Source organism: Kribbella sp. NPDC050281, assembly GCF_040655855.1.
Lineage (GTDB): Bacteria > Actinomycetota > Actinomycetes > Propionibacteriales > Kribbellaceae > Kribbella.
Window position 1 is genome coordinate 65,406 of the sequence record NZ_JBFAKS010000019.1, and the last position, 23,564, is coordinate 88,969.

Consider the following 23,564-nt stretch of genomic DNA (forward strand, 5'->3'; position numbering starts at 1 on the left):
CCTTATGGCGTCGTTACGGGTCAATCCCGAGGGATGAGACCGGCCAGGTGGGTGGAGGGTGAGAGGCCGGTTCGCTCGGATTCGCAGCCGTCATCGTCATTGCGTTCAACATCAACGCCGTCGAGCTCACCCGGTCCCTCTCCACCGACGAGGCACTCCGTGGATCGGTGGTCGCGCAGGCTGTCGATGCCACCGACTACACGCGGAGCCGGCGACGTGCAACTGGCTGGAGCAGCACGGCCTCAGCGACCCCGGCACGGCCCGAAACCACTCAGCACCTAACCTGCCGCTCTAGTCTCCGAGCAGGGTGCTGCGGGCAGTCTGGGGCGATTCAGACTGATCGCCCAGAACTTGCGATATCGGGTCACCCGGTTTCTTCGGCCGCTCGTAGCGGAGTCGCAAGATGAGGAACACAACCATGCCGACGAGAAGCCCGATGGCGTACCAGCCGAACAAGTTGCCGTCGGCGGGGTCGAAGACCTGGGTCACGACGCCTCCACCCAACGCCGCGATGACGGCGGCGAGATCGGAGACCGACGAGGTGTCCTTTCGCACGAGCGTGCGGTAGGTGATGTACCCGGTGACGATGCCGAAGCAGAGTGCACCCAAACTCATGACCACGATGTTGCCTCCTGTAGTTGCATGCCGGCCGACGTCGCGGCAAGTGCGGGTACGTGCGCCTCGGCACTGCCGAAGCACGTGAAGAGCAGGCCGAGTGGATTGCCCTCTGCCATGAGTTGAGCGCGCCAGTCCCGCAGCCCTTCTCCCACCCCGACGGTCCCCAACGCCGGCACCATCGCCGCGGCCAACGCTCCGGCAAGTCTGGTGTCGATCTTCTCCTCGGTGGCCACGATCGCTGCCGCGCCCGATGCGGTCAGGCTGTTGACGAAGCTGAACACCTCGTCGAGACCGGACGATCCGGTGTCGCAACCAAGCAGGAGAACGATTGGTCGTTGCGGCTGAGTCCATCGTGAGGGGTCGCGCTCCATTCTGGCTTCGCGCAATCCCTCCGTGTCGAGCCAGCGCTCCGCGGCGCGGATGTAGATTCGCGTGCCCGGCGGCTCGTCAGGTTTGGGCGTCTTGGTGAGGTGCCCGACCACCACCAGCACGGCCGGCCTACGCCCCGTCTCCCACATTCGGGGTAGCAGCGAAGTCTCGGCCGCCAGATCCTCGAATCTGGCCTCGCCGAGCTCGGCTGCCAGCTGCTTGACCATGTCGTCCGCCCACGCGTCTCCGGTAACGCCGACCGTGGAAAGGACAGCGGGCGACCCGGGACCTCCCTGCACGGTCTCGACGCACTCGTCCACCTCTCGCTGGCTCATCAACTCTTCGATGACCAGCCGGATGCCCCAGAATCCACGCACGCACACTCCCTTGGTGGTCGGTCCGCAGTCGCACGAGGCTGAACCGTTGCGACCACGGCAGACGGTGGCTTGGGCCATTTCCGCCGGGGTCCTGGGAAGGGACCAGTCGTAGAGCGCGGTCCATGGGAAAGCGAACTGGTGATCGAGGCGCAAGACCTGGACGGTCCCGTGTTCTGCGTTGCGAACACTCTTGAGCATCGCGAGGAATGAGTCCGAGGCATTGGGGTCGTCGTAACGGGAGCCCCACAGCTGGTTTCCGCTTCTGGCGAGCGATTTGACGACTCTGTCGAACGAGCTCGCATCGACGTTCCCGTTGGAGTCTCGATGCTTGAACGCATCAGCCAACTGCGCGCGGAACTGCTGCCGGACGGAGGTGACCAGGGTCTCGGTGAGTGGAAGGGAGTCCCCAGACGTGCCAAACATGATCCTGTGCGTCGCTCGAGAGCTGTCCTGGTTCGCCGCAAGACCGAGCAGTCGCGGCGGTACTGCGTCCAGGTCGCGGAGCTGACTCTGCCGACTGAACTCGAGCTCGGCGCGCAATGCCGGCTGGTCCAGGGTGTAGGTCTCGATGGCGCCCAGCGTCAGATAGAGGGTGAAGGCCTGCACGATGTGCTGGCGGAAAGAGATCAGGACGCGGATTCGGGACGATTGCCGGTGCGGCATGCGGACCCGGAAGGTCACTGGATCGGCAGGGCCGATCCGGCCGAGGTGCAGCTCTTGTGCCGCCGGCCCGTCGATCTGCGCCGAGTCGCTGAACACGGCGACGTCGAGCACGTGGCCTTCGGCTGGGGTAGGCGGCAAGATCGGATCGACCGGCGGGGTGTCGGGGTTCACCAGGTCGGTGGGTGTGTGCAGGCCGATCCCGACGTTGAGGTTGTACGTCTGACCGCGCGCGAGCTTGATCCGCTCGGTGATTTCGTCGAACCGGAAGGGTGAGGGTTGGGTCAAGTCCTCACTGATCCAGATGTTGACGCGCCGGTGCTGCGTGGCGGCGAGATCGTCAACGAGATCTGGCTCGCGAAGGATCGCCTCCGCCGCGGCCTCCATGGCCCGCAGGTCGGGCTCGGCCACCGCCCGCGCCGCATCCGCTCGCGCCATCTCGGACAGGCCGGAGGACTCGCGCATGAAGTTGTTGCGCGCCTGTCGAACGAGCTCTGCTGCCCGATCCACGAGCTCCGAGGACCGCACACCGGCCTCCAGGGCCGCCCGATCCGCCAATGCCCCGACCGAGAAGTAGCGCTGTAGATCGTGAGTGCTGTCCTGAAACTGCTCGAAGGCAGTCGACAGTCTGAGGCGGTCCAGCCCCGGAGGGGACGTGTAGAGCGAGTACGCGGGCGGAAGGCCATCTGCGTCCCGCAGCGACCTGGCGGCAGTTGCCGTAGCCTCGTGCAGCGGAAGATCGTGGCTGAATTCGCGCAGCAGTGCCAGCAGGAAGTTCGTGCGGTCGGCCGCCTCCCGTGGTTGGAAGGTGAGCACCGAGATCCCCGCAGGGAGCGCTTCGGGCTGGATCAGGCCGCTGCCGCGGCCATCGCTGTCCTCCGCGACAATGAGACGCGGAGCTGCGGGGCTCCGCATGGCCGGCAGCGACCGCAGCAGATCGAGAGCAGATGTGATCAGAACATCTGCGGGATCGATTGGCATGAGCAGTGGAGATGGAGCAGGCCGAACCCGAATCGCGTACTCCACCTCGGTTGGCAGCAGACCGCCTAGCATGCGGGCAACGCCGGCGGTCAACTCGTTCTGATCCGGCAGCGTGGTGACCACATCGAACGGCAGCCTGAAGGGCGTCCCGGTCTGCTCTCGCGTCAGGTTCGCTACGACGCTTCGTGTTGCGCTGAGCCCGACCGTCTCGAGCACCGATCGGGTCAAACCCTCGTAGGCTGGATGCCATGGCAGTCCGGTCGGTACGTCGAACAACACCGCGAGGGCGGTCGAATAGACGCGGCCGTCGGCATCACGCCGTACGGTGGGGAGATCAGCGGCAAGCCCGAGAAGCATCCGGGTCGCCCGTACCGGCCACATCACCGTCGAAATGGACGTAACCCCAGGCCAAGCATCACCGATGCCTGCCACCGGCAGGACTTCCCAACCGCGTCTGATCCCAGATCCATGGGGACCCCCTGGTGCCGCCACGCGGCGGCCGCGACTGTCGTCGTACCCGATGTAGAGCGCACCCTCCCACATCACGTAGGTAAGACGCGCCCACTTCGAGCCCTCAGCCACGGCCCTCACCGCCACTCGCGTGGAATGGCCCGTTTGCAGGCATGCGAACAACAGCCTGGTTCGGCATGGTTTCCCCCCTTGCCGGAATTCCCGTTGCCTAGAGGGTGCTCCTGAGACCGCGGCAATGCAAGACGGCGTACGTCGGTCAGGTGCAGGTGGGGCGGGTGCGGTGGTGGTGGGAGTGGGCGGCGATTGTCAGGGCGGTTCCGAGGGCGGTGAAGGCCGTGCCGCCGAAGAGGATCATGGCCGCCAGACCGTTGGGCGTGAAGGGTGCGGGATCGGTGTCGGTGGGGGCGATGCCGGTCAGAGCGAATGTGCCCCAGATGGTCAGCGGTACGCCGTACAGCGTGAGGCTCACCGCCGCGGTGGCAGCGGGGAACAGCAGGAGCCAGCGCGGGGCGCTCGCGGTGTGCAGGAGCAGGAGGATCAGGGCGGCTCCGGCGATCGCGGCGAGGACGGTGATGTCGATTCCGGCTCGTGAAAGCTCGCGACTGAGCCAGGACTGGTCGCTCGTCGACGTCGTGGCGGTCCACTCGGTCGCAGTCACGCCCAGCGCGGATCCGCCCAGCATCCAGACGGACTTCACGGTTGCCCAAGGCAACAGGAGCAGAAGGAGGAGGTACGCCGTACGCCGGGTGCGCGGTGCTGACGGGCGCGGCCTGGGGCGGATCAGCGGTGACTCGGGACGCAGCGGAAGCGGATGGTGACGGCCGCAGCGCGGGCACCGGGATCGGCGGCGACGCGACTGCACCTGGGCAGTCGAGCTGAGCAGGACCGCACCGACGAGAGCCACCGACTGGGAGATCAGTGCGAGCGGACGCTCAATGGCGCCGGACGCAACGATTCCCACAGCACTCAGAACGAGACCGAAAGTACCCATCGCGGCAGTCGCAGTCGCGAAGACGAGGCCACCGACTGCGATCCTCGACACCGATCGCGCCAACACCAGCGCGGCGGCGCAACCGATCGCCAGCACGACCGAAATCGCCGTGGCGACGGCCGGTCCGCCCGCCGGGTCGCCCTCGACGTTCGCGATCGGAAAGCCTCGGCGCCCACCGGCGATCCAGTAGCAGGCCATGGCGCCGTACACCACGGCCCACGTCCGTGCAGCGGTGCCGACCCACTCCGGCCACCGGCCAAAACGTCCGACCATGCTTGCAGCATTGCCTCACCACGGCCGCGCGACATCACCCTGTAGAGGGATCGGGTTCCATCGATCGGGTGAAGTGTCGGCTAAGAGGTCGGCGGGCGGCGGGACTGGGTGGTTTGGCGGAGTACTGACCAGGCGTCGGCTACTGGGCCTACGTGGGTGAGTTTGTCGGGGTTGAGGACGGTGGCGATGGTTTGGATGTGGCCGTCGCGGATGTCCAGGGTCCAGGTGTTGATGACGTTGCCGTCGCGGTCGCGGAGGATGGCGCCAGGTTGGCCGTTCAGGGCGTGGGGTTCGACGGTGCCGCCGATCCGGGTGAAGGGCGTGACCAGGGAGACGAGTAGGCGGGCCACCTTGTCGGCGCCGGTGATGCCGGTCCCCCACTGTGGGGCCTTGCCGCCGCTGTCGCTGACCATGCGTACGTCGGCTGCGAGCAACTCCTGCAGACTGTCGACGTCCCCTTCGCTGAAGGCGTCGAAGAAACGCGAGGCGAGTACGTCGCGCTCGGCGCGGTCGGCCTCGAACCGGGGCCGGCCGGCGTCCATGTGACGCCGCGCCCGCACCGCGAGCTGACGGCACGCCGCCTCCGACCTCTCCACCGCAGAAGCGATCTCCGGAAAGCCGAACCCGAACACGTCACGCAGCACGAACACCGCGCGCTCGAGCGGACTCAGCCGCTCGAGCAAGAGCAGGGCTGCCATCGACAACGAGTCGGCCAGCTCCGCCGCGCGCTCCGGATCCTGGTACGGATCCGCCAGCAGCGGCTCAGGGAACCACGGACCGACGTACGTCTCCCGCCGGACACGGGCCGACCGCAGTACGTCGATCGAGATGCGAGTCACCACCGCGGACAGGAACGCCTTGGTCGAGGCGGGCGCTGTCGGCGAGGATTCCCAACGCAGCCAGGTCTCCTGGACCGCGTCCTCTGCCTCGCTCACGCTGCCGAGGAGCCGATAGGCGATCGAGAACAGCAGCGGTCGCAGCTCTTCGAACTCCTCGGCACGCGTCATGCCAGCTCTTCCTTGAAGCCCTGCCGCCAGGACGGGTAGCGCAGTTCCCAGCCGAGCTCCCGTTTGGCCTTGGCGTTGGAGAACCCGCGGCCCTCCGTCATCATCATCACCGCCACGTCCCCGGCCAGTGGCCGGGCGAGCCAGGTGGGGAACCGCATCGGCCGCTTCGCTCCCGCGGACTCGGCCAGGTAGGGCAGCCACACGTTGGCCGGCGCCGGCTCGTCGTCGACGATGTCGAACACACCTCTGGCCTGCCGCTCCACAGCCAGGACTGTAGCGCTTGCCGCATCGTCGAGGTGCACCCACGAGCAGTAGCCGTCGCCTCCCCCGACGACCGGGAACTGCCGCTTACGCACGGGTTCGACCAGGTCGTCCATGGCACCGGGTCCGTAGAACCAGCCGTACCGCAGTACCGCGCCGCCGGCCTTGACCACCACGTCCTCGACGTGACCGATCGCCGCCATCCCGGGCTCGGCCGGCGTACCCGTCATCGGGTCCACCGGGTCCTGCTCGGTCTTCACCCAGCCGCCAGTACGGATTCCGTTCCAGGCGCCGTACCCCTGCGCGACGAAGTTGGTCACTCCGGTCGCCTCGGCGGCGGCGAGCAGGTGGTCCGTCCCCTCGGTCCGCAAGCGGTTGGTGCCGGCGAACCACCGATCCATGTGCTTCATGTCGGGCTTGCCCGCGTGGGCCACCGAGATCGCGGTCATCTGGTGCACGATCGCCTCGGGCCGGGCCTTCGCCACCGCCTCACCGACCGACGCGGCGTCCAGCCCGTCCATCACGACCGCCTCGGCACCGAGCTTCTCCAGCAAGCCCAGCTTCGCCGAGCCCGTGGTGGTAGCCGTCACCTGGTGTCCCCGCGCCACCAGCTGCGGTACCAGCCGCCGCCCGAGCACCCCGGTTCCACCTGCCACGAACACCCGCATGATCATCACCTTTCCGACTTCAGGACTGTTCCTCAAGCCCGAGACGAGACAGTCCGACCGGCTGTGACATGCCCTGTGGGGTGGCGCTCGTCACGTCGCCGGGCTGTCACGGAGATCGATGCCGTCGGCATCTGGTGGTCGTTCACAACAGCCGAAAGAACGGAAACACACCATGAGCAAGGTTTGGTTCGTCACTGGTTCGTCACGCGGACTGGGACGCAGTTTCGTCGAAGCCGCCCTGTCCCGGGGCGACAAGGTGGCTGCGACCGCGCGGAAGGTCGAAACCCTCCATGACCTGGTCGTCAAGTACGGCGACGCGGTTCTCCCGCTCGAGCTGGACGTGACCAGCAAGGCCGCGGTCTTCGGGAGCGTGGAGCAGGCACGGCAACACTTCGGCCGGGTCGACGTGATCGTGAACAACGCGGGCTACGGCCTGTCCGGCGCCGTCGAGGAACTGGCCGAGCAGCAACTGCGCGATCAGTTCGAGACCAACTTCTTCGGCGCGGTGTGGGTCGTCCAGGCCGCGGTCCCCCACCTGCGCGAGCAGGGCGGCGGGCACATCATCCAGATCTCCTCGGTCGCCGGCGTCTCCGGGTTCCCACTCGGCGCCGCGTACTGCGCCTCCAAGTGGGCCCTCGAAGGCCTGAGCGAATCCCTGGCCCAGGAGGTCGCCGGCTTCGGCATCAAGGTGACCCTGGTCGAGCCCGGCGGCTACGCCACCGACGGCAACGCGGGCGCCGACCACGCTCAGCCTGATCCGCGGTACGACGGTCTGCGCGAGACCTTCGCGGCGTACGCGAAGACGCTCGACCTCGGCGACCCGGCGGCCGCGGGCCAAGCGATCCTGAAGCTCGCCGACGCCGACAACCCACCACTGCGAGTCTTCTTCGGCAACCAGGGCAACGCGATCGCCCAACAGGTGTACGCCGACCGCCTCGAGACCTGGTCCGACTGGCAGGACCTCGCATTGGAGGCCCATGGCCGTACCCCCTGAGGGGTGTGCCGACTGACCCCGTTGGGAGGACGTACGTCGTACCGTCCGACGCCTACCTTCCTTGCATCAGACGCAAGGAGGAGGGGCCATGCAGACAACAACAAGCCCGACACAGACCGGTGTGCCTGCGATCCCGCAGTACTCACGCGGAATGGTGCTCGCGGTCTGGGCCGCGGCCGCCGTACCGATGGCTGTCCTGGCCTGGGTGGTGGCCCCGGCGATCGCGGGCGACGGTGCGTCCTCCAGGCGGTTCTTCATCACGCTGCTGTCGGCACTGACGTTCGGACTGCTGTGGCAGGCAGTTCTGGTCGTGATCCTGCTGCTGCGCGAACGACGCGACCCGTCGTGGACCAATGTCCGTGACCGCCTGTGGCTGCGACCACCACAGACAGCATCGAGGCGCGGCGGCCGGCTGTGGTGGTGGGTCCTGGTCTACGCTCTGGCCCTCGCGGCGCTGGACATGCTGCCGTTCGGGCCGAGCGGGCCCGACGGGCGAAACTTCGGTCACTTCCTCGAGTCCAGCGCCGGGCAGGCGACGTTCCATCACGCTTGGTGGCTCTACGCACTGGTCGCGTTCGAGCTGTTCCTGAACACGGTCATCGGCGAGGAGTTGCTGTTCCGCGGGCTCCTCCTGCCGAGGATGGGCAAGGCGTTCGGGCGGGCGGACTGGATCGTGAACGGCGTGCTGTTCGGCGTCTACCACCTGCACGAACCGTGGGTGATCCCGAACGCCATCGCGACCGGGTTCCTCACGGCGGGACCGAGCAAGAGGTATCGCAGCTCACTGATGGGAATCGCCATCCACTCGGTAGAGTCGGTGTTCTTCCTGGTGGTGTTGCTGCCCATGGTGATCAGCTAGCCGAGGGGTGCCATGAACTCCTCTCGATCGATGGTCCGGCGTCTCGCCCGCCTCCGTGCGGTCCCGGCGCCGGTCGTCGACGCCGCCATCGCCGTCGTCTTCGTCGCGGTGGTCGTGGTGGACCGGACCCAGCAACCTGTCGCCGGTGGGGCGGCCATGGTCGTCCTGTCCGTCGTCCTGACACTGATGATCGCGGGCGGTCTCGTCGTACGACGTTCCTTCCCGCTGGCCGGGTTCGTCGCCGGGACCGTGGGGTTGTCGGTCGAAGCGCTGGCCGGCATCAGCAGCGCGGTGTCGCCGTACGCCAACCTGATCGGGATCTACTCGCTGGGCCTGTACGCCACGAGGCGGCGCGCCCTGCTCGGACCGCCGATGGCCGTCGTCGGTACGGCGATCTACTTCGCCGGCAACCCCGATGCCGCGGCCTTCGAGGGAGTGGGCGTGCTGTTCTCCTGGATCGCCACCTGGGCGGTCGGCTACAGCAATGCCCGGCGGCGTGAGGAGCAGGAGCGCGCCCGGCGTGCGACCCGGCAGCAGGCAATCGCCGAAGAACAGATCAGGGTGGCACGCGAGCTGCACGACGTGGTCGGCCACACGGTGAACCTGCTCATCGTCCAGGCCGGCGCGGCCAGACTGCTACTGGACACCGACCCGGCCAAAGCCCGCGAGCTTCTGGCCGGGATGGAGCAGACCGGTCGGGACTCTCTCGCAGATCTGGACCAGGCGCTCGGCAACCTGCGCCCGGCGCCGCATCCCGCCCCCGGTCTGGCGCAGATCCCCGACCTGGTGGACCGACTCACCGACGCCCGGTCCGAGTGGTCCTGAGCCTCGACCCGGCGCTGCAACTTCCCCGCACGCTGGATCTGTCGGCCTACCGGATCGTCCAGGAGGGACTGACCAACGTCCTCAAGCACGCCGCCCCGTGCGCCGCCACAGTCGACGTTCATCGAGACGGTGACGCCGTCGTGGTCGAGGTCGCGGACGACGGGCCGGGACTGCCCGACCAGCACGTTCCCGGACGTGGGCTCCTGGGGATCGCGGAGCGGGTCTCGCTCTGCGGCGGCGTGCTGGAACAAGGCCGTGGTTCGGAGCGCGGGTTCACTTTGAGGGCGGTGCTTCCGCTGCCATGACGATCCGGGTACTGCTCGCCGACGACGACGCCCTGCTCCGCGCGGGACTGGCCGTCGTCCTCGGAACCGCGCCGGACCTCGACGTGATCGCCGAAGCCGAGGACGGGTTGCAGGCGGTGGAGCTCTGCCGCGAGCACGCGCCGGACGTCGTACTGATGGACGTCCGGATGCCCGGCATCGACGGGATCGAAGCCACCCGACGCCTGGTCGCGACCAGGCCTGACTCCCGGATCCTGATCCTGACGACGTTCCAGTACGACGAGTACGTGTGGGGCGCACTGCGCGCCGGGGCCAGCGGCTTTCTCCTCAAACGCACCTCGCCCGAACGCCTCATCGACGCCGTCCGCACGATCGCCGCCGGCGAGGCCCTCCTCGACCCCGCCGTCACCCGAGACCTCATCCACCGCTTCGTGTCGGGCCAGCCCGGGACCTCCGCCGAGGCTGAGGTCCTCACGGTCCTGACCGACCGCGAACAACAGGTCCTCGCCCTCGTCGCCGACGGCCTGTCCAACGACGAGATCGCCGACCTGCTGGTCATCGCCGAATCCACCACCAAGACCCACGTCAAACGAATCCTCGCCAAGATCGGCGCCCGCGACCGAGCCCAAGCCGTAGTCTTCGCCTACCGCAGCGGCCTCGTCAGCCAGCAGTAGGTGGAAGCCGCCCGTGTCCCGGTGTCCGCCGCGGTGGGTGGACGGGACCTATGGGACTGGCGAGTGGGCTGGGAGGGCGTTGAAGGGGAGGCCGCTGGACTCGGATTGGCAGATGGATTGGAGTTGGGTGTAGAGGGCGGCAACTGTGTCGGGTTCGGTGGACCAGAGATTGGTGGTTTCGGTGGGGTCGGTGGACAGGTCGTAGAGCTGGCCATCAGGGTGGTCGGCGTCCCAAGCGGGGTTGGCGTGGGCCTTGCCGGAGCCGGCGCTGAACAGGGCGCTGATCGACGGTTCCGAGAAGCCGCCGCCCGAGCCGGGCGCGAAGATCGCCTTCCACCGGCCGGAGCGGATCGCGAAGCGGCCGCCGAGGCTGTGGTGGACCACCGGCCGGTCCGCCGGCAACGACTCTCCTCGGGTCAGTGCGCCGAGCAGGTCCTGACCGTCCTCGGCGGCTCCGTCCGGAAGCGCCGTACCGGTCGCGGCCGCGACCGTCGGAAGGACGTCGGTGAGACAGATCGGGGCCTCGAGCAACGAACCCGCCGGGACGCGGCCCGGCCAGAAGGCGATGAACGGCTCGCGATGGCCGCCGTCCCACAGGTCGCCCTTCTGGCCGCGCCAGTCACCATTGGGACGGTGCTGCGCCATGTCGCCGTCGTCGTCGAAGATCATCGGCGCACCGTTGTCGCTGGTGACGATGACCAACGTGTTCTCGGTCTCGCCGCGCTCGGCGATCGCCTGCAGTACTTCACCAACAGCCCAGTCGACCAGACAGACGGCATCCGTCCGGTCCCCCAGTCCGGAGCGACCACGGATGAAGTCCGGTGGCACACACGGCCGGTGCGGCGCCGAGGGCGCGACGTAGCACAAGTACGGCGTACCGGGCTCGATCCCCCGCAGCCAGTCGACAGCCTCGCCGACGAACCGTACGTCGGCTTCGTCCTCGCGCCAGCCGTCGACCTGCAGCCCGGGGCGCTGCTCGGTCAGGTAGCTCTCCTTCTCCCGGTCGGGCACCCCGACAGTGCGATCGTCGGAGATGAAGGCGTACGGCGGCATGTCCAGCGACCCCGCGATCCCGAAGAACCGGTCGAATCCCAGTTCGGTCGGCCCACCGGTGACCGCTGCGCTGTAGTCGATGTCGCGCCCGAAGTCGGTGTCGACGTCGTCATGCAGCACCGCTCCAGGCGCGAACGCATCCCGGACCGACCCATCGCGATGTCGCCAGCCAAGGCCCAGGTGCCACTTGCCGAAGGCACCGGTCGTGTACCCGGCGTCGCGCAGCACGCTTGCCATCGTCGGCCGGTCCGGCTCGATCAGCGCCGGACCGTGTCCCATCAGCACGAAGTTCTTCAACGGCCCGCGCCACGCGTAGCGTCCGGTCATCAGGGCGTACCGGCTCGGCGTGCAGACCGCGGAGGCCGAGTGACAGTCGGTCAGCCGAGCACCGCCGGCAGCGAGCCTGTCGATGTTCGGGGTCGGGATGGCCGAGCCGTAACAGCCGAGGTCCCCCCACCCCATGTCATCGGCCAGTACGACGACCACGTTCGGTCTCACGGGGTTCCTCTCATCGATGCGAGCAGGGGGCATGCGCGCTCTTCACGATCCGGACCTGATCGGTCGTCGCCGGATCGATCTGGAAGTTGCCGTCGGCAGCGTTCGCCACACACGTGCCGTTCATGGCGACGTTCATCAGCGTCACGTCGGAGACCCGGTGATCGGGATCCCCACCGGTGAAGACGTTCGGCATCGTGAACGGCGTCTGCGCGGTGATGTCGCGGAACACCAGGCCGGAGAGCTGGCCGAACCCGAGCGCCGGGTCGTACCACTTCGGGTGCTTCTCCAAGATGATGTAGAACAACCGCCAGTTCGCGTCCTCCACCCGGATGTCCTCGAACAGGAACCTCTGCAGGTGCCCAGGAGTGGCGTGCCGGGCCCGGAAGATCGCTTGCGGCGACAGCCAGTAGTGCTCGGCGTGAATGACGTCGTTGTCGTAGACGTGGAAGTCGGCCTGGTCGGTGAGGATGTTCCAGCTGATCATGAACGGCGCCCCGTTCTCGAGCTGCCAGACGACGTTGTCCCGGATCACCGAGTCGCCGGTCATCGGCTTCAGCGCGTCGTCGTTCACCTTGCAGAAGTTGCCCTCGACCAGGCTCGCCGCACCGGCCCAGATGCAGTCGGTGCTGTACCACCAGCTCATCACCTTCAGGTTGTGCACGGTGATGTGGTCACCAAGCACCCGCACGTTGAATCGCGGGCCGTTGACGAAGGTCAGTCCGTCGACCACCACGTTGCTCGAGTTGGACGACCCCGTCGAGCAGGCCGCGTGCGGAGGCTGACCGGGATCGTGACAGTCGATGTCGATCAGCCCGGGCTGGTTCTTGTTGGCGTCCTGATCGCCGGTGTCGAGGTACGTCCCGTCGATGACGCCGCGGCCACGGATCACCACGTTGTGCACGCCGAGACCCTTGAAGGTCCCCTGCACCCACGCGCCACCCGCGACGTACACCGTCTGGTTCGAGTGCAACTGCACAGTGCCGAGCTGATGCAGTCCGGGACCGAGGTACAGGACGTTGGGATCCTGAGCCGGCGGTACGTCGACCTCGGGCGGATTCGCGAACACCAGCATCGGATGCAGCACCGGGTTGGTCGTGTTCGGCGTGAACTCCACCGAGACGTTGGCGGCTTGCGCCAGGGTGAACGAGCAGGTGCTGCCGGAGAAGTGCGTGCGGATCCGGGCGGACTCGGGCCGCACCAGACAGCCGGTCGCCGTACCGCTCAGCTTGTGCACCTCGACCGTTACCGGCCCGGCGAACGAGAACGACGTCCAGGACGTGTCCTTCTCCAGGTTGGTGTCGGTCTTGCGCGCCGCGACCTGGTAAACGAAGGAGCTTGTACTCCGTCCCCGCTGGCCGAGCGTGACGGAGTACTGATCGGAGACCGGGCTGCCGGCCGCCGGTGGGTACGTCGTCAGCTGCGGCCTTGCCTGGTGGTCGGCCTCGATCGAGCCGTACGGGAGCTTCGCACGTTCGCGAGCCAGATCGCGCAGCATCGTGTCGGTGGTCCGGGTGATCTGGTCCGCGAGTTGTTCCACCTGCGGCAGCGGGCCGTCGATCGCCTGGCTGCCACCGCCCTGGTCGTACTCCGTCCCGACGTACTGCGGGCCGGGCTGCGCCCCGGCCGGCGCGGCCGCGATCAATCCTGCGACCGAGACGAGCGCGGCGACCACGCGTGCGAGCTTCATCATGCCTCACCTCTCGACGACGACAGCACGGTCTCAGCCGAAGCGACGCTGGAACTTGGCCTCGGGGTCCCACTCGTTCAGGCCCGGGCACCCGAACGCGGGCGCGAGCACGTAGTGGTCGTAGGTCTCGACCAACCGGTCCCGCAGCAGCGTGTGGTGGCGCCGGAGCTCGTCCACGTGCTTCTCGCTGTCGACCAGGTTGGTCATTTCGTACGGGTCTTCCTCGAGGTCGAAGAACTGCCAGGGCTTTCCACCGTGGGCGTCGCCGAGCACCGTGTACTTGTAGCGACTGGTCCGGAAGCCGCGCCACGTCTCCTCATGGAACGGCATCCCCGGCCGCATCTCCGCGACGAACTCGAGCAGCACGCCCTCGCGGTCGAGCCCGGTCTCGTCGCCGCGGGCGAGCGCCGACAGGTCCAGCCCGGGCTTCGGATCGCGCGGTACGACGCCGGCCAGTCCGAGCAGGGTCGGGAACAGATCCTCGGTGCTGACCGGATCGGCCACCACCGACGACGCGATGCCCGCACCGGACAGGATCAGCGGGACTCCGAGCGACTCCTCCCACGGACGCTGCTTCGCCAGCAGACCGTGGCAGCCGAGCAGTTCGCCGTGGTCCGCGGTCAGACCGATCACGGTGTTGTCCAGCTGACCGGTCTCGCGCAGGGCGCTGACCAGGCGCCCGACGTTGTCGTCGAGGTTCTCGATCATCGCGTAGTAGACCCGCAGGTCGTCGATCAGGTCCCGGCCGTGCGGTCCGCGCTTGTTGTAGTCCTTGCCGACGTCAACGTTCTCCCGCAGGACGATCTCGCGGTCCTTCCAGCGCTCGACGTACTCCGGTGGCGCGGTGAAGATCGGGTGCGGCGGCTCCACCGACAGCACCGTCGCCCACGGCTTGTCCGACGGCGTGCGCAGGTCGGCGATCGCGAGGTCGAACAGGCCGTCGGTCTGGAACCCGTCGATCTTGTGGGCCTGTGGATCGTCCTCGTTCCAGTAGTAGGTGTCCCACGGGTCGTTGCAGATGTCGAAGCCCGCGAACCGCTGGAACCGGCCCTGGTGCGGCCGCGGCACCTGGGTCCGCGACGTCTTCACCACGGTGTGGCCCGGGTAGTGGCCGAAGTTCCCGTACAGATGCCACTTCCCGTAGAGGGCCGTCTGGTAGCCGGCCCCGTTCAGCTCGTCGGCGAGGGTGCGCTCGGCCGGCGACATCCGCCACTCGATCGACGGGATGAACCGGGTGTGCGCGTACTCCCCCGTCATCAGCGAGAACCGGTACGGGACACAGACCGGGTACGTCGAGCTCGCGGCGTCGAAGCGAGTCCCGGCCGCCGCCAGCGCGTCGATGTTCGGCGTCGCGACGTTCGGGTCGCCATACGCGCCGAGGGCCTGGCGGCGCAACTGGTCGGCGACGATCAGGACGAGGTTCGGACGGGTGTCGGGTGACGTCACTTGAGTCCTCCTGCGGTGAGACCGCTGACGAATCGGCGTTGCAGTACGAGGAACAGCAGCACGACCGGGCCGAGCATGAAGATCGCCGCGGCGCTCGTCATCCCCCAGTCGGTCGAGTGCTGGTCCTGGAAGGCGAGGAAGCTGGTCGCCACCGGGCGCAGCTTCGGGTCGTGGATGAAGGTGATCGCCCAGAAGAACTCGTTCCAGGACCACAGCGCCACGATCAGCGCGACGGTCAGGAAGCCCGGCCAGGCCAGTGGCAGCACGACCCGGCGGGCGATCTGCAGGTCGGACGCGCCGTCCAGCCGGGCCGCCTCGGTGTAGTCCTTCGGGATCTTCAGCAGGAACGATCTCAGCAGCAAGGTGGCGAACGGCGCGTCGGTGGCCCAGTAGATGACGATCAGCCCGAACAGGTTGTCGACCAGGTGCAACTGGGTCCAGAGGAAGAACAGCGGCACCAGGAACAACTGCACCGGCAGCGCACTGCCGAGGAACAGGTACCCGACCACGATCCCGCTCCCCGGCACCTGCAGATGACTGAGCGCGTACGCCGCGAGGCCGGCGATCAGGCAGGTGCCGAGGACGGCACCGAGGCAGATGATCGCGCTGTTGCGCATGGTGGTGGCGAAGTCGCCGCGCGTCCACGCCTCGGTGAAGTTGTCCAGGCTGAGCGAGGTCGGCGGTGCCAGCGGGTTGGTGCCGATCTCCGCGTTGTTCTTGAACGCGTTGAACACCACCGCGACCAGTGGGCCGATCGCGAACAAGGCCAGCACGATCAGCACGATGTACGCCCCTGCGCCCGCACCGGAATGGCGGGACCGTCTCGGACTGGCGGCCGGCGGGCGAGGCGTGCGGGTGGTGGTCGCCGGGTCGATGACGGTGGTGGTCACTCGTCCTCCCATCCCTTCTTGCGCAGGTACTGGTAGACGGCCAGGATCCCGGCGGTGATCGCGGTCATCGAGAGTCCGAGTGCGGCGGCGTACCCGGCGGAGTACTCGTTGAAGGCCTGCTTGTACATCAGCGTCGAGACCACTTCGCTGGAGCCGGCCGGACCGCCCTGGGTCATGATGAAGATGTAGTCGAACGCCTTGAGCGTCCAGATCACCGTCATCAGGATCACGAAGATCATCGTCGGGCGGATGCCGGGCAGCGTGACCGAGAGGAACTGCTGCCACTTGCCGGCACCGTCGACGCTGGCCGCGTCGTACAACTGCGGGTCGATGCCCTGCATCGCGGCGAGGAAGATCACCGCGAGGAAGCCCCAGAAGTGCCAGTCGACGACGAAGTTCACGCTGACCAGCGACGTGGCGGTGTCACCGAGCCAGGAATGATCGATGCCGAACTGGTGACCGATCCCGCTGGTCGGTGACAGCAGCATCTTCCAGACCGCTGCGTTCACCACACTGGCCACGACGTACGGAATGAAGTAGAGCGCGCGGAACAGGACCTGGAAGCGGCGGACCTGGCTGAGCAGGTAGGCGCCCAGCAAACCCATTGCCATCGGCACCGAACCGAACAGCACGAACCAGATCACGTTGTGCAGCAGGGCCTGATGGACATCGGGATCGGTGAAGGCCTTGGTGTAGTTCTCCAGGCCGATGAACTCGGCCGGCCCGAGCCCGGACCAGTCGGTCAGCGAGTAGTACACCGTCGCGATCGACGGACCGAGCACCACCACCAGGTTGAGCACCAGCAGCGGTGCCAGGAAGGCCCAGCCGATCACCGCCGACCGGCGCCGCGCACGAGCGGCGCCGGGCGCCCGTACGGCGGTGCCGGCGACGGCCGTCGTCATTTGGCCGGGCCCTGGGCAGGCAGGGCGGGGATGGTGCCGTCGGCCTTCTCCTCGGTGAAGAGCCGGTCGAGTTCCTTGCAGTAGTCGGCCGCCTTGATCTTCTTGGTCAGCACCTGCTCGAGCCCCTCGTAGACGTACACGTCCGTCTTCGGTGGCCACCAGGTCCACGTGACGTACCCGTAGTCACCCGTCGAGACCGCCTTGTTCAGCGAGGTCAGCACGCGGGCCGAGCGAGGGTCGATCTTCTTCGGGATGTCAGCGTCGGCGAAGTCGATCGGGATGTTGTACGTCGCCGGTACGTCGGCCATCCGCTGCAGGGCCGCGCCGCGGTCACCGTAGTACCAGTTCATGAAGGTCGCTGCGGCGTCCTTGTTCTTGCTGGCCTCGTTGATCCCGAGCGAACCGCCGATGCCCAGTTCGAACAGCGGGTACTTGACCTCGGACCGCAGCGCCGGGATCGGCATCCAGTCCCACTCGTTGTCGTTCTTCGCCTTGGCACCGAAGTACTGGCCGACCTGGCTCATGAACCAGCCGCCCTGCGGGATCATCGCGACCTTGCCCTTGCCGAAGTTCGCACCGATCTCTTGCGAGGGAACGGCGAAGTACTTGTCGACGCCGCCGGCCAGCCAGCCCTTGTCGAAGTAGCTCTGCACCAGTTCGACCGCCTCGACGAAGACCGGGTCGGTGAACTTGATGTCGCCGGACAGCGCCTGGTGCAAGGCGTCCGGACCCGAGTAGTGGTTCCAGAACACCGTCATCAGCCACTCGCCGGCGGCCTTCCAGTCCACGTTGGAGGAGCCGAACGCGGTGATGCCCTGGCCGTGCGCCTCGGCCGCCAGCGCCTCGAGCTCGTCGCGGTTCGTGGGCTGCTTCCAGCCCTTCGACGCGAACAGCGTCTTGTTGAAGTAGAGCATCATCGTGTCCACCCGCATGGGCAGCGCGAACAGCTTGTCCTCGGTCGTGAACGCGTTCATCGCCCAGGCCGACAGCTTGTCCTTCCAGCCGTACTTGTCCGCGTACGGCGTCAGGTCCGCAAGCGCATGCGCCTTGCTCCAGGCCAGCGTCTGCGTGGCCGACGGACCACGGACGACATCCGGCCCGGACCTGGCCTGCAGGGCGGTCTGCACGAGCCGGCGCAGGTCGTCGCCCTTGTAGTAGGTCGTGTTCAGGTCGACCGAGGGATTGGCCTTCTCGAACAGGGCGGCGACCTGCTCGTTGAAGTACTTCTGGTTCGCGTCGCCCTGGATGTCGAGCCACAGGTCGACCTTGCCGCTGCCCGAGCCGGCCCCACTGTCGTCGCTGCCTCCACAAGCGGTGAGGACACCGGGCGCGGCGATGGCAGCCGCGCTCAGGCCCGCACCGGTCAGGAAACGGCGGCGGCTGAACGGATGTGCGGTCATGATTCCTCCTCGCGGGAGATGGGTGTGATGCGGACCTCTTGGGTCGCCGTCCGGCCCTCGGTGACCACCAGCGCGACGCCGCCGCAGTCGTACGTGGGGTCGGTGAGGTCGAACAGAGCCTCGCCGTCGACGGCGGCGACGAGCCGGTCGCCGTCCACCGTGAGGGCGAGCTGATAGGTGTGGCCGTACTCCCAGTCGAACGCGCGGCTGGCGAGCACAGCGTGGTGGCGGACGAGGCGGACGGTGTTCCGGTCGGCCAGTTCGACCGCGTAGTACCGCTGCAGCCCTTGGACCCGAGCCGCGATGCCGGCCGAGGCCGCCAGGTGTGGAGTCACATCGGCGGTGACGGTGTAGTTCTGCCAGTCCCTTGATCCCTGGCTGAGTAGGCCGGTACCCCGGTTCTGCACGATGCGGAACGGCTCCGGCCAATGGCCGTCCCAGCGGTCGACCGCGCGCAGCCAGGCACGACGCCAGACGGTTCCGGCCACCGGTCGTGTGAAGGTTACGTCGGGTGCGCCGTCCCAGGTCAGGCGGTCCAGCTGGACGGTGCCCGAAGTCGTTAGACCGACAGCCGCGACCGGCTGGCCACCGAGCTCCGGCACGGTGAAGGCCAGATCCGCGGACTCGCCCGCGGACAAGGTGGTCCCCGGTCCGGACACGGTGCGCAGTTCGTCGTTCTCGTCGTACGCCGTGATCGTCAGTCGCACCTCGGCGTCGTCCGTGGCGTCGACGTGCGCCGTGACCGTCTGCCCGGTGTAGAGAGTGGGGCTCGCGAGCAGGCCGTAGATCGGCATGTCCAGCGCCTCGGGCGGGATGAACGTCGGCGTACTGACCGTCGTCGCATCCGGCACAGTCAGGCAGGCGTCGTGGTTCACGACCTGACCGTTGCCCTCAGCAATGGTGAAGCCCTGCACCGAGCCAGGGAAGGCGAAGTGGAACCGGGCGCCGTCCTTCGGGACCACCGGTTGCTCACCGGCCCAGGTCCGTCCGTGCCCGGCGAGAGTCAGGGCCTCACGCGCCGCGTCGGTGATGCAGGATCCACCGTCGGCGGCCGGCAGGTAGAGGCGGTCGGCGATCGGGCCACGCCAGTCCGGGCCGGCGTCGAGACCGGCCAGCCCACCTCGGACGCCGCAGATCGCTCCGACATTGCCGGCGTTCGAGTCGGTGTCCCAACCGGAGGTGTTGACCACCGTCATCGCCTGGGCGAACTCACCGCCACTGTGCGCGAGGGCGTTGATGATCGTCGCGTGGTTCGGGATCACGTGGCAGTTGCCGCCGTACAGGTGATAGCCGTACCGCTCCTCGATCCGTTCCCGAGTCGCTTTCCAGTCACCGCCGGTGGCCCATTCGCGGACGTCGGCGACAACGCGGTAGATCAGGCTGTCCTTCGGGATCAGCGTGACCGCGGTGTCGAGCAGCCGATCCATATCCGGCTCCACGAACGACTGTGCGACCAGGGCCGCGACCACACGAGCAGCATGGATCGCCTCACCGTCGTGGCTCACCCGGGCGGCGCGCTCGGCCAGGTCGGCCGCGGCCTGCGGATCGCCCGGCCGCGTCATCGCGAATCCCTCGACGAAGATCTGCGCACCGACCTGCTCGGCGACGACCTGACCGTTGCGCGCCATCGCACCGCTGTCCGGTGGGAGGATGCCGGTCTTCATCCGCAGGTACGCCGTGTGCTCGGTCGAGTTGCCCAGGCCACCCCACCACAGCACCGTCTGTTCCTCGACGATCTGATCGAGCCAGGTCTGGCCAACCTGCTCGGAGGTCGGCTCGACGCCGTGGTCGCGCAGCGCCCGCGGGAACACCAGCGTCCCGCTGATGTCGTCGTCGGTGACCACCAGCAGGTGGTTCTTGAGCGGCAGATCGGTACGGTCGTTGACGTAGTAGGTGATGTCGCCGAGTTCGTCGACGATCCGCTGGTACCGCCAGCCCTCGAACGGCCGGCCCAGATAGACGGCGATCACCTTGCCGAGCACACCGGCGTACACCCGGTCTTCGTAGTCAGCCGGAATCATCAGAACGGCACTCCCGCGGTCAGGATCACATTGGCGTACGGCGTGGTCTCGCCGGTGCGGACGACGGCCCGCGAGGTCCGGCAGAGGACTTTGAAGTCTTCGTGGCTGGTCCGTTTCAGCGGGACCGAGCCGAGGTGTTCGTCGAGGCCTCGCAGCAACCGCGAGTCCGTCAGCTCCTGCGCGATCAGGGCCTGCTCGACCACCAGTTCGGCGGCGAGTGCGGCCAGCACCGGCAGCAACGCGGGCTCGTCGCGGGCCCAGACCAGGTCGATCGTCTCGACCTCGGGTGGGATTGGCAGCCCGGGATCCGCGAGCACGATCGTCTCGGTATGTCGCAGACCTGCCACCACCGCGGCCAGCCGCGGGTGCCACAGTCCCGATCGACGCATCTCAGTCCTCCGTTTCGGGTGCGTCTCCGCCCGTCGGGTCGATGCAGCCGCACGACCCGCGACGGACCAGCTGGACCGGGAGAACCTCGGTCCTGGCTTCCTCCGCGTCGACCTCGCCCGGGCCGAGTTGCTGCACGAGATGGCTCACCGCCGCCCGCGCCAGCAGGCGGAACGGCTGCTGGACCGTGGTCAGGCCCGGCGTCGAGTACATGGCCGCGGCCACGCCGTCGAACGACGCGATCGCCAGTTCGTCCGGACAGACCAGACCGAGCTCGGCGACGGCACGCAGTACACCCATCGCCTGCTCGTCGCTGGCCACGAAGATCGCGTCCGGCCGCTCGTCCGCGGCGAGCATCTTGCGGGCCGCGCTGTACCCGGCCTGCCGGCCGAACGGCGCGTGCCACAGCGACATCGCATCCGGTTGGATGCCACCGTCGGCCAGCGCCGATCGCCAGCCTGCCACTCGGTCCGTTGCGGGCATCACGTCCTGCGGTCCGGCCAGGCACGCGATCCGCCGCCGGCCGTGTTCGAGCAGATGCCGGGTCGCGGCGTACGCACCGCCACGGTTGTCGACGAGTACGGCCGGCGCGATCCCTTCCACGGCACGGTCGAGCGTCACCCAGGGCGTCTTCGCGCGCTGCAGATCCTCCAGGCAGCCCAGCGGACCGTGCGCCGGAACCAGGAACAACCCGTCGACCTGACGAGCCAGGAAGGTCTGCACGTACGTCGTCTGCCGGTCGTCGTCCTCGGACGAGTTGCCGATCAGCAACGTGTACCCCTCGGCGAACGACTCCTCCTCGATCGCGCGGGCGAGTTCGGCGAAGTAGGGGTTGGCGTTGTCCGGGACGACCAGGCCCAGCGTCATCGTCCGGGCCATCCGCAGTGAGCGGGCGATCCCGTTCGGCCGATAGCCGAGCTGCTCGATCGCGGCGAGCACCCGCTGCCGCGTCTCCTCCGCGACCCCGCGAGGTCCGCCGTTGAGCACGTAGCTCACGACCGAGGGCGACGTCCCCGCCAACCGGGCCACGTCCGAGCGCCGCACCGTCACCGCGCCTCCGATCAACACGTGTTGCGTGGAATCGAGCGGCCAGCATGTCGCGCCGGTCACATCCCGAGCAACACGTGTTGATCCGTCGTGACCCAACCGTGATGAAGGTGGTCTGTCAGCGGCTGCTGTGCGTCGGAGCGGGGTCGAGCGGCGGGTACGGCGAGTCCGGGAGGCCGAGGTTCCGCCAGACGAAGCGCGGGACCCGGGCCAGGAAGCCGCGGAGGAACTCGGAGCTGTGGGCGATGACCCCATGGCTGTGGGTGCCCGGCGCGAACCAGGCCCAGTCCTCGGTGATCCTGAACGACGCCGGTGGGTTGGCCATCAGGTACTCCATCTGGCGGGGGTGGATGACGTCGTACGCGAACTTGGTGTCCTGAGCGGTGACGGCGAACTTGTCGTTGAAGGCCTCGCTCTCGAAGCTGATGCGGTGGCCGAAGCCGCGCCGGGCGACCTGGATCCACGGCATCCGGGCCGGCAACTGGAAGCCGAGGATCGGTTCACTGTGGTTCTCGACCACGGTCCGCGTGTGCGTGCGGCCCTCGCTGTCGGTGGAGGTCTCGGTGCGAGTGGTCTTCCAGTGGTGCGTGAACGCGACGAACGGCGGACCGTCGCCGTCGCGGCCCCGGATCACCTCACTGGTGCTGTGATCGTGGCCGGACCGAGTCACCGGGGTGCCCTGCAGCAGGCTGTCGTCGACGCCGATCCAGTACCACTCCGGGTGGTGGTAGAACGTCAGCCGCGGCGGCTGCTCCGGCTGGATCCACTGGTCCAACGGTGTGGCATCGATCGCCGCGGCGACGGTGGCCAGTTGCTCCAGCCAGGGACCGAGCAGCTCGACCTCCTTGCGCGGCGGATCCAGAACGACCAGCTGGTCGGCGTCGATGCTGAGGTTCACACCCGGTTGGCTCGCGGCGAGCGCGGTCAGCCGCTCACACAACTGCGGCGTCATCACCGCTGCCGCGAACGCCGGGTCCAGTGCACCGACCTGCCAGCCCTGCCCGAGGTGCGCAGGGGTCTGCATGACGGTCGCTTCGACACCGGACCGCGGCTGCGTCTGACCACCGGTGATCCACAGCTCCGGCAGCCGGCGAGACAGCGTGACCATCCCGACCCAGCCCGACCAGTACTCCGAGTCGTATTCGATGACCTGGAACGCCCGGCCGGAGCTGGTGAGGCCGATGATCTGATCGTCCGGCTTGCGCCGGAAGCCCATCCCGAACGGCGGATTGCCTAGCCGGCCCACGGCGTCGAACGTCGGACTGTTCACGAACGTCCAGCCGCGATCCCGCAACGACTTGATGTACCGCTGCCGCCGTACCAGCGCGATGATGCCCCAGATGATCCCGGCCGCACCGACGACCACGACGGACAATACGAAGATCCCTGACCCCGCCACGTCCACCTCCTTCAGCCCAGAACCCAACCACACGGCCGGGTTCAGCCGCAGGACGTCTGACGCATCAGCCGCCCGAACCGCTCCGCCGGAGCCGGCTCAGTTCGGCAAGGTGGTGGCCGACTGGGTCAGGCCAGCAGCGGTAGGAGCTGGAGGATCGGGGCGCCGAGGCTGCCGAGCCAGCCGGCGAGGGTTTGCAGGGGCTGGACCAGGGCCGCGCCCGCGGAGGCGAGTGAGCCTGCGGACAGAAGCAGCCGGGTGAGTCTCTCCAGTGAGCTTGCGGCCTTGGGCCGATCGGGCTCGGGCTTCTGGATCTCGGTCTCGATCTCGCGCACCTCCGCCTCCGCGGCGGCCGAGGTCTGCTGCTCGAGCGGTGCGAGCCGGAGGCCGGCGCGCAGATCGATGACCGCTTGACGGGCAGCCTCAGGCGTCACCAGTACGCCGTGCTGACCACCGGTGATGTGCTGGTCCCGGCCGACGTTGTTGATGTTGCCGGCCGACTGGTTGCCGATGTTGAAGGTCATC

The 23,564-nt window shown here is 67.9% G+C and carries 21 protein-coding genes; 5 read left to right on the plus strand and 16 right to left on the minus strand.

Features of this window, described 5'->3' with window-relative positions; genetic code table 11:
- Nucleotides 1–291: 291 nt before the first annotated feature.
- The 5 genes from AB0I34_RS21555 to AB0I34_RS21575 all read right to left on the minus strand — a co-directional run bounded on the left by AB0I34_RS21555 (nt 292) and on the right by AB0I34_RS21575 (nt 6,676).
- Nucleotides 292–615 carry a hypothetical protein gene (locus tag AB0I34_RS21555; protein ID WP_360447505.1) on the minus strand — a complete coding sequence of 108 codons (324 nt, stop codon included), beginning with the start codon at nt 613–615 and terminating at the stop codon, nt 292–294.
- Complete coding sequence (locus AB0I34_RS21560; protein ID WP_360447507.1) at nt 612–3,389, minus strand: hypothetical protein; 2,778 nt, start codon at nt 3,387–3,389, stop codon at nt 612–614. The genes AB0I34_RS21555 and AB0I34_RS21560 overlap by 4 nt, the downstream gene beginning before the upstream one ends.
- Nucleotides 3,390–3,732: 343 nt before the next feature.
- Nucleotides 3,733–4,740, minus strand: a complete 1,008-nt coding sequence (locus tag AB0I34_RS21565; protein WP_360447509.1) for a hypothetical protein — start codon at nt 4,738–4,740, stop codon at nt 3,733–3,735.
- An 80-nt stretch (nt 4,741–4,820) separates the two neighbouring features.
- Complete coding sequence (locus tag AB0I34_RS21570) at nt 4,821–5,747, minus strand: RNA polymerase sigma-70 factor (protein WP_360447511.1); 927 nt, start codon at nt 5,745–5,747, stop codon at nt 4,821–4,823.
- A complete protein-coding gene (locus AB0I34_RS21575; protein ID WP_360447513.1) occupies nt 5,744–6,676 on the minus strand; it encodes an NAD(P)-dependent oxidoreductase in 933 nt (310 codons plus the stop codon). The genes AB0I34_RS21570 and AB0I34_RS21575 overlap by 4 nt, the downstream gene beginning before the upstream one ends.
- 172 nt (nt 6,677–6,848) lie before the next feature.
- On the opposite strand from AB0I34_RS21575, the gene AB0I34_RS21580 reads away from it, so the two are divergent.
- The 5 genes from AB0I34_RS21580 (at nt 6,849) to AB0I34_RS21600 (ending at nt 10,312) form a co-directional block, all read left to right on the plus strand.
- Complete coding sequence (locus AB0I34_RS21580; protein WP_360447515.1) at nt 6,849–7,670, plus strand: SDR family NAD(P)-dependent oxidoreductase; 822 nt, start codon at nt 6,849–6,851, stop codon at nt 7,668–7,670.
- An 88-nt stretch (nt 7,671–7,758) separates the two neighbouring features.
- Nucleotides 7,759–8,529: a CPBP family intramembrane glutamic endopeptidase gene (locus tag AB0I34_RS21585; RefSeq protein WP_360447517.1), complete on the plus strand. Its 771-nt coding sequence runs from the start codon at nt 7,759–7,761 to the stop codon at nt 8,527–8,529.
- 12 nt (nt 8,530–8,541) lie between these two features.
- Complete coding sequence (locus AB0I34_RS21590; RefSeq protein ID WP_360447519.1) at nt 8,542–9,354, plus strand: histidine kinase dimerization/phosphoacceptor domain-containing protein; 813 nt, start codon at nt 8,542–8,544, stop codon at nt 9,352–9,354.
- Nucleotides 9,345–9,659 (plus strand): ATP-binding protein, encoded by a 315-nt coding sequence (locus AB0I34_RS21595; RefSeq protein ID WP_360447521.1) that lies wholly within the window; start codon nt 9,345–9,347, stop codon nt 9,657–9,659. The genes AB0I34_RS21590 and AB0I34_RS21595 overlap by 10 nt, the downstream gene beginning before the upstream one ends.
- Complete coding sequence (locus AB0I34_RS21600) at nt 9,656–10,312, plus strand: response regulator transcription factor (protein WP_360447523.1); 657 nt, start codon at nt 9,656–9,658, stop codon at nt 10,310–10,312. The genes AB0I34_RS21595 and AB0I34_RS21600 overlap by 4 nt, the downstream gene beginning before the upstream one ends.
- A 48-nt stretch (nt 10,313–10,360) precedes the next feature.
- Here AB0I34_RS21600 and AB0I34_RS21605 read toward each other — a convergent pair whose 3' ends face one another.
- From AB0I34_RS21605 to AB0I34_RS21655, 11 genes are all read right to left on the minus strand, one after another.
- The gene (locus AB0I34_RS21605; protein WP_360447525.1) at nt 10,361–11,863 is read right to left on the minus strand and encodes an arylsulfatase; all 1,503 of its coding nucleotides are present in this window, start codon (nt 11,861–11,863) and stop codon (nt 10,361–10,363) included.
- A 10-nt stretch (nt 11,864–11,873) separates the two neighbouring features.
- Nucleotides 11,874–13,550, minus strand: a complete 1,677-nt coding sequence (locus AB0I34_RS21610; RefSeq protein WP_360447527.1) for a hypothetical protein — start codon at nt 13,548–13,550, stop codon at nt 11,874–11,876.
- Nucleotides 13,551–13,583: 33 nt separating this feature from the next.
- Nucleotides 13,584–14,996: a sulfatase gene (locus AB0I34_RS21615; RefSeq protein ID WP_360447528.1), complete on the minus strand. Its 1,413-nt coding sequence runs from the start codon at nt 14,994–14,996 to the stop codon at nt 13,584–13,586.
- Nucleotides 14,993–15,886, minus strand: a complete 894-nt coding sequence (locus tag AB0I34_RS21620; RefSeq protein ID WP_360447530.1) for a carbohydrate ABC transporter permease — start codon at nt 15,884–15,886, stop codon at nt 14,993–14,995. Before AB0I34_RS21620 ends, AB0I34_RS21615 begins: the two co-directional genes overlap by 4 nt.
- Complete coding sequence (locus tag AB0I34_RS21625) at nt 15,883–16,788, minus strand: sugar ABC transporter permease (RefSeq protein ID WP_360447532.1); 906 nt, start codon at nt 16,786–16,788, stop codon at nt 15,883–15,885. The genes AB0I34_RS21620 and AB0I34_RS21625 overlap by 4 nt, the downstream gene beginning before the upstream one ends.
- Complete coding sequence (locus tag AB0I34_RS21630; protein WP_360447534.1) at nt 16,785–18,188, minus strand: extracellular solute-binding protein; 1,404 nt, start codon at nt 18,186–18,188, stop codon at nt 16,785–16,787. The genes AB0I34_RS21625 and AB0I34_RS21630 overlap by 4 nt, the downstream gene beginning before the upstream one ends.
- A complete protein-coding gene (locus AB0I34_RS21635) occupies nt 18,185–20,209 on the minus strand; it encodes an ADP-ribosylglycohydrolase family protein (RefSeq protein ID WP_360447536.1) in 2,025 nt (674 codons plus the stop codon). The genes AB0I34_RS21630 and AB0I34_RS21635 overlap by 4 nt, the downstream gene beginning before the upstream one ends.
- Nucleotides 20,209–20,598, minus strand: coding sequence for a D-ribose pyranase (gene rbsD, locus AB0I34_RS21640; RefSeq protein ID WP_360447538.1), 390 nt, complete (start codon nt 20,596–20,598; stop codon nt 20,209–20,211). Before rbsD ends, AB0I34_RS21635 begins: the two co-directional genes overlap by 1 nt.
- A 1-nt stretch (nt 20,599) precedes the next feature.
- Nucleotides 20,600–21,646: a LacI family DNA-binding transcriptional regulator gene (locus tag AB0I34_RS21645; RefSeq protein WP_360447540.1), complete on the minus strand. Its 1,047-nt coding sequence runs from the start codon at nt 21,644–21,646 to the stop codon at nt 20,600–20,602.
- A 115-nt stretch (nt 21,647–21,761) separates the two neighbouring features.
- Nucleotides 21,762–23,042 (minus strand): hypothetical protein, encoded by a 1,281-nt coding sequence (locus AB0I34_RS21650; RefSeq protein ID WP_360447542.1) that lies wholly within the window; start codon nt 23,040–23,042, stop codon nt 21,762–21,764.
- A gap of 125 nt (nt 23,043–23,167) precedes the next feature.
- Nucleotides 23,168–23,563 (minus strand): hypothetical protein, encoded by a 396-nt coding sequence (locus AB0I34_RS21655; RefSeq protein WP_360447544.1) that lies wholly within the window; start codon nt 23,561–23,563, stop codon nt 23,168–23,170.
- Between the last annotated feature and the right edge of the window lies 1 nt (nt 23,564).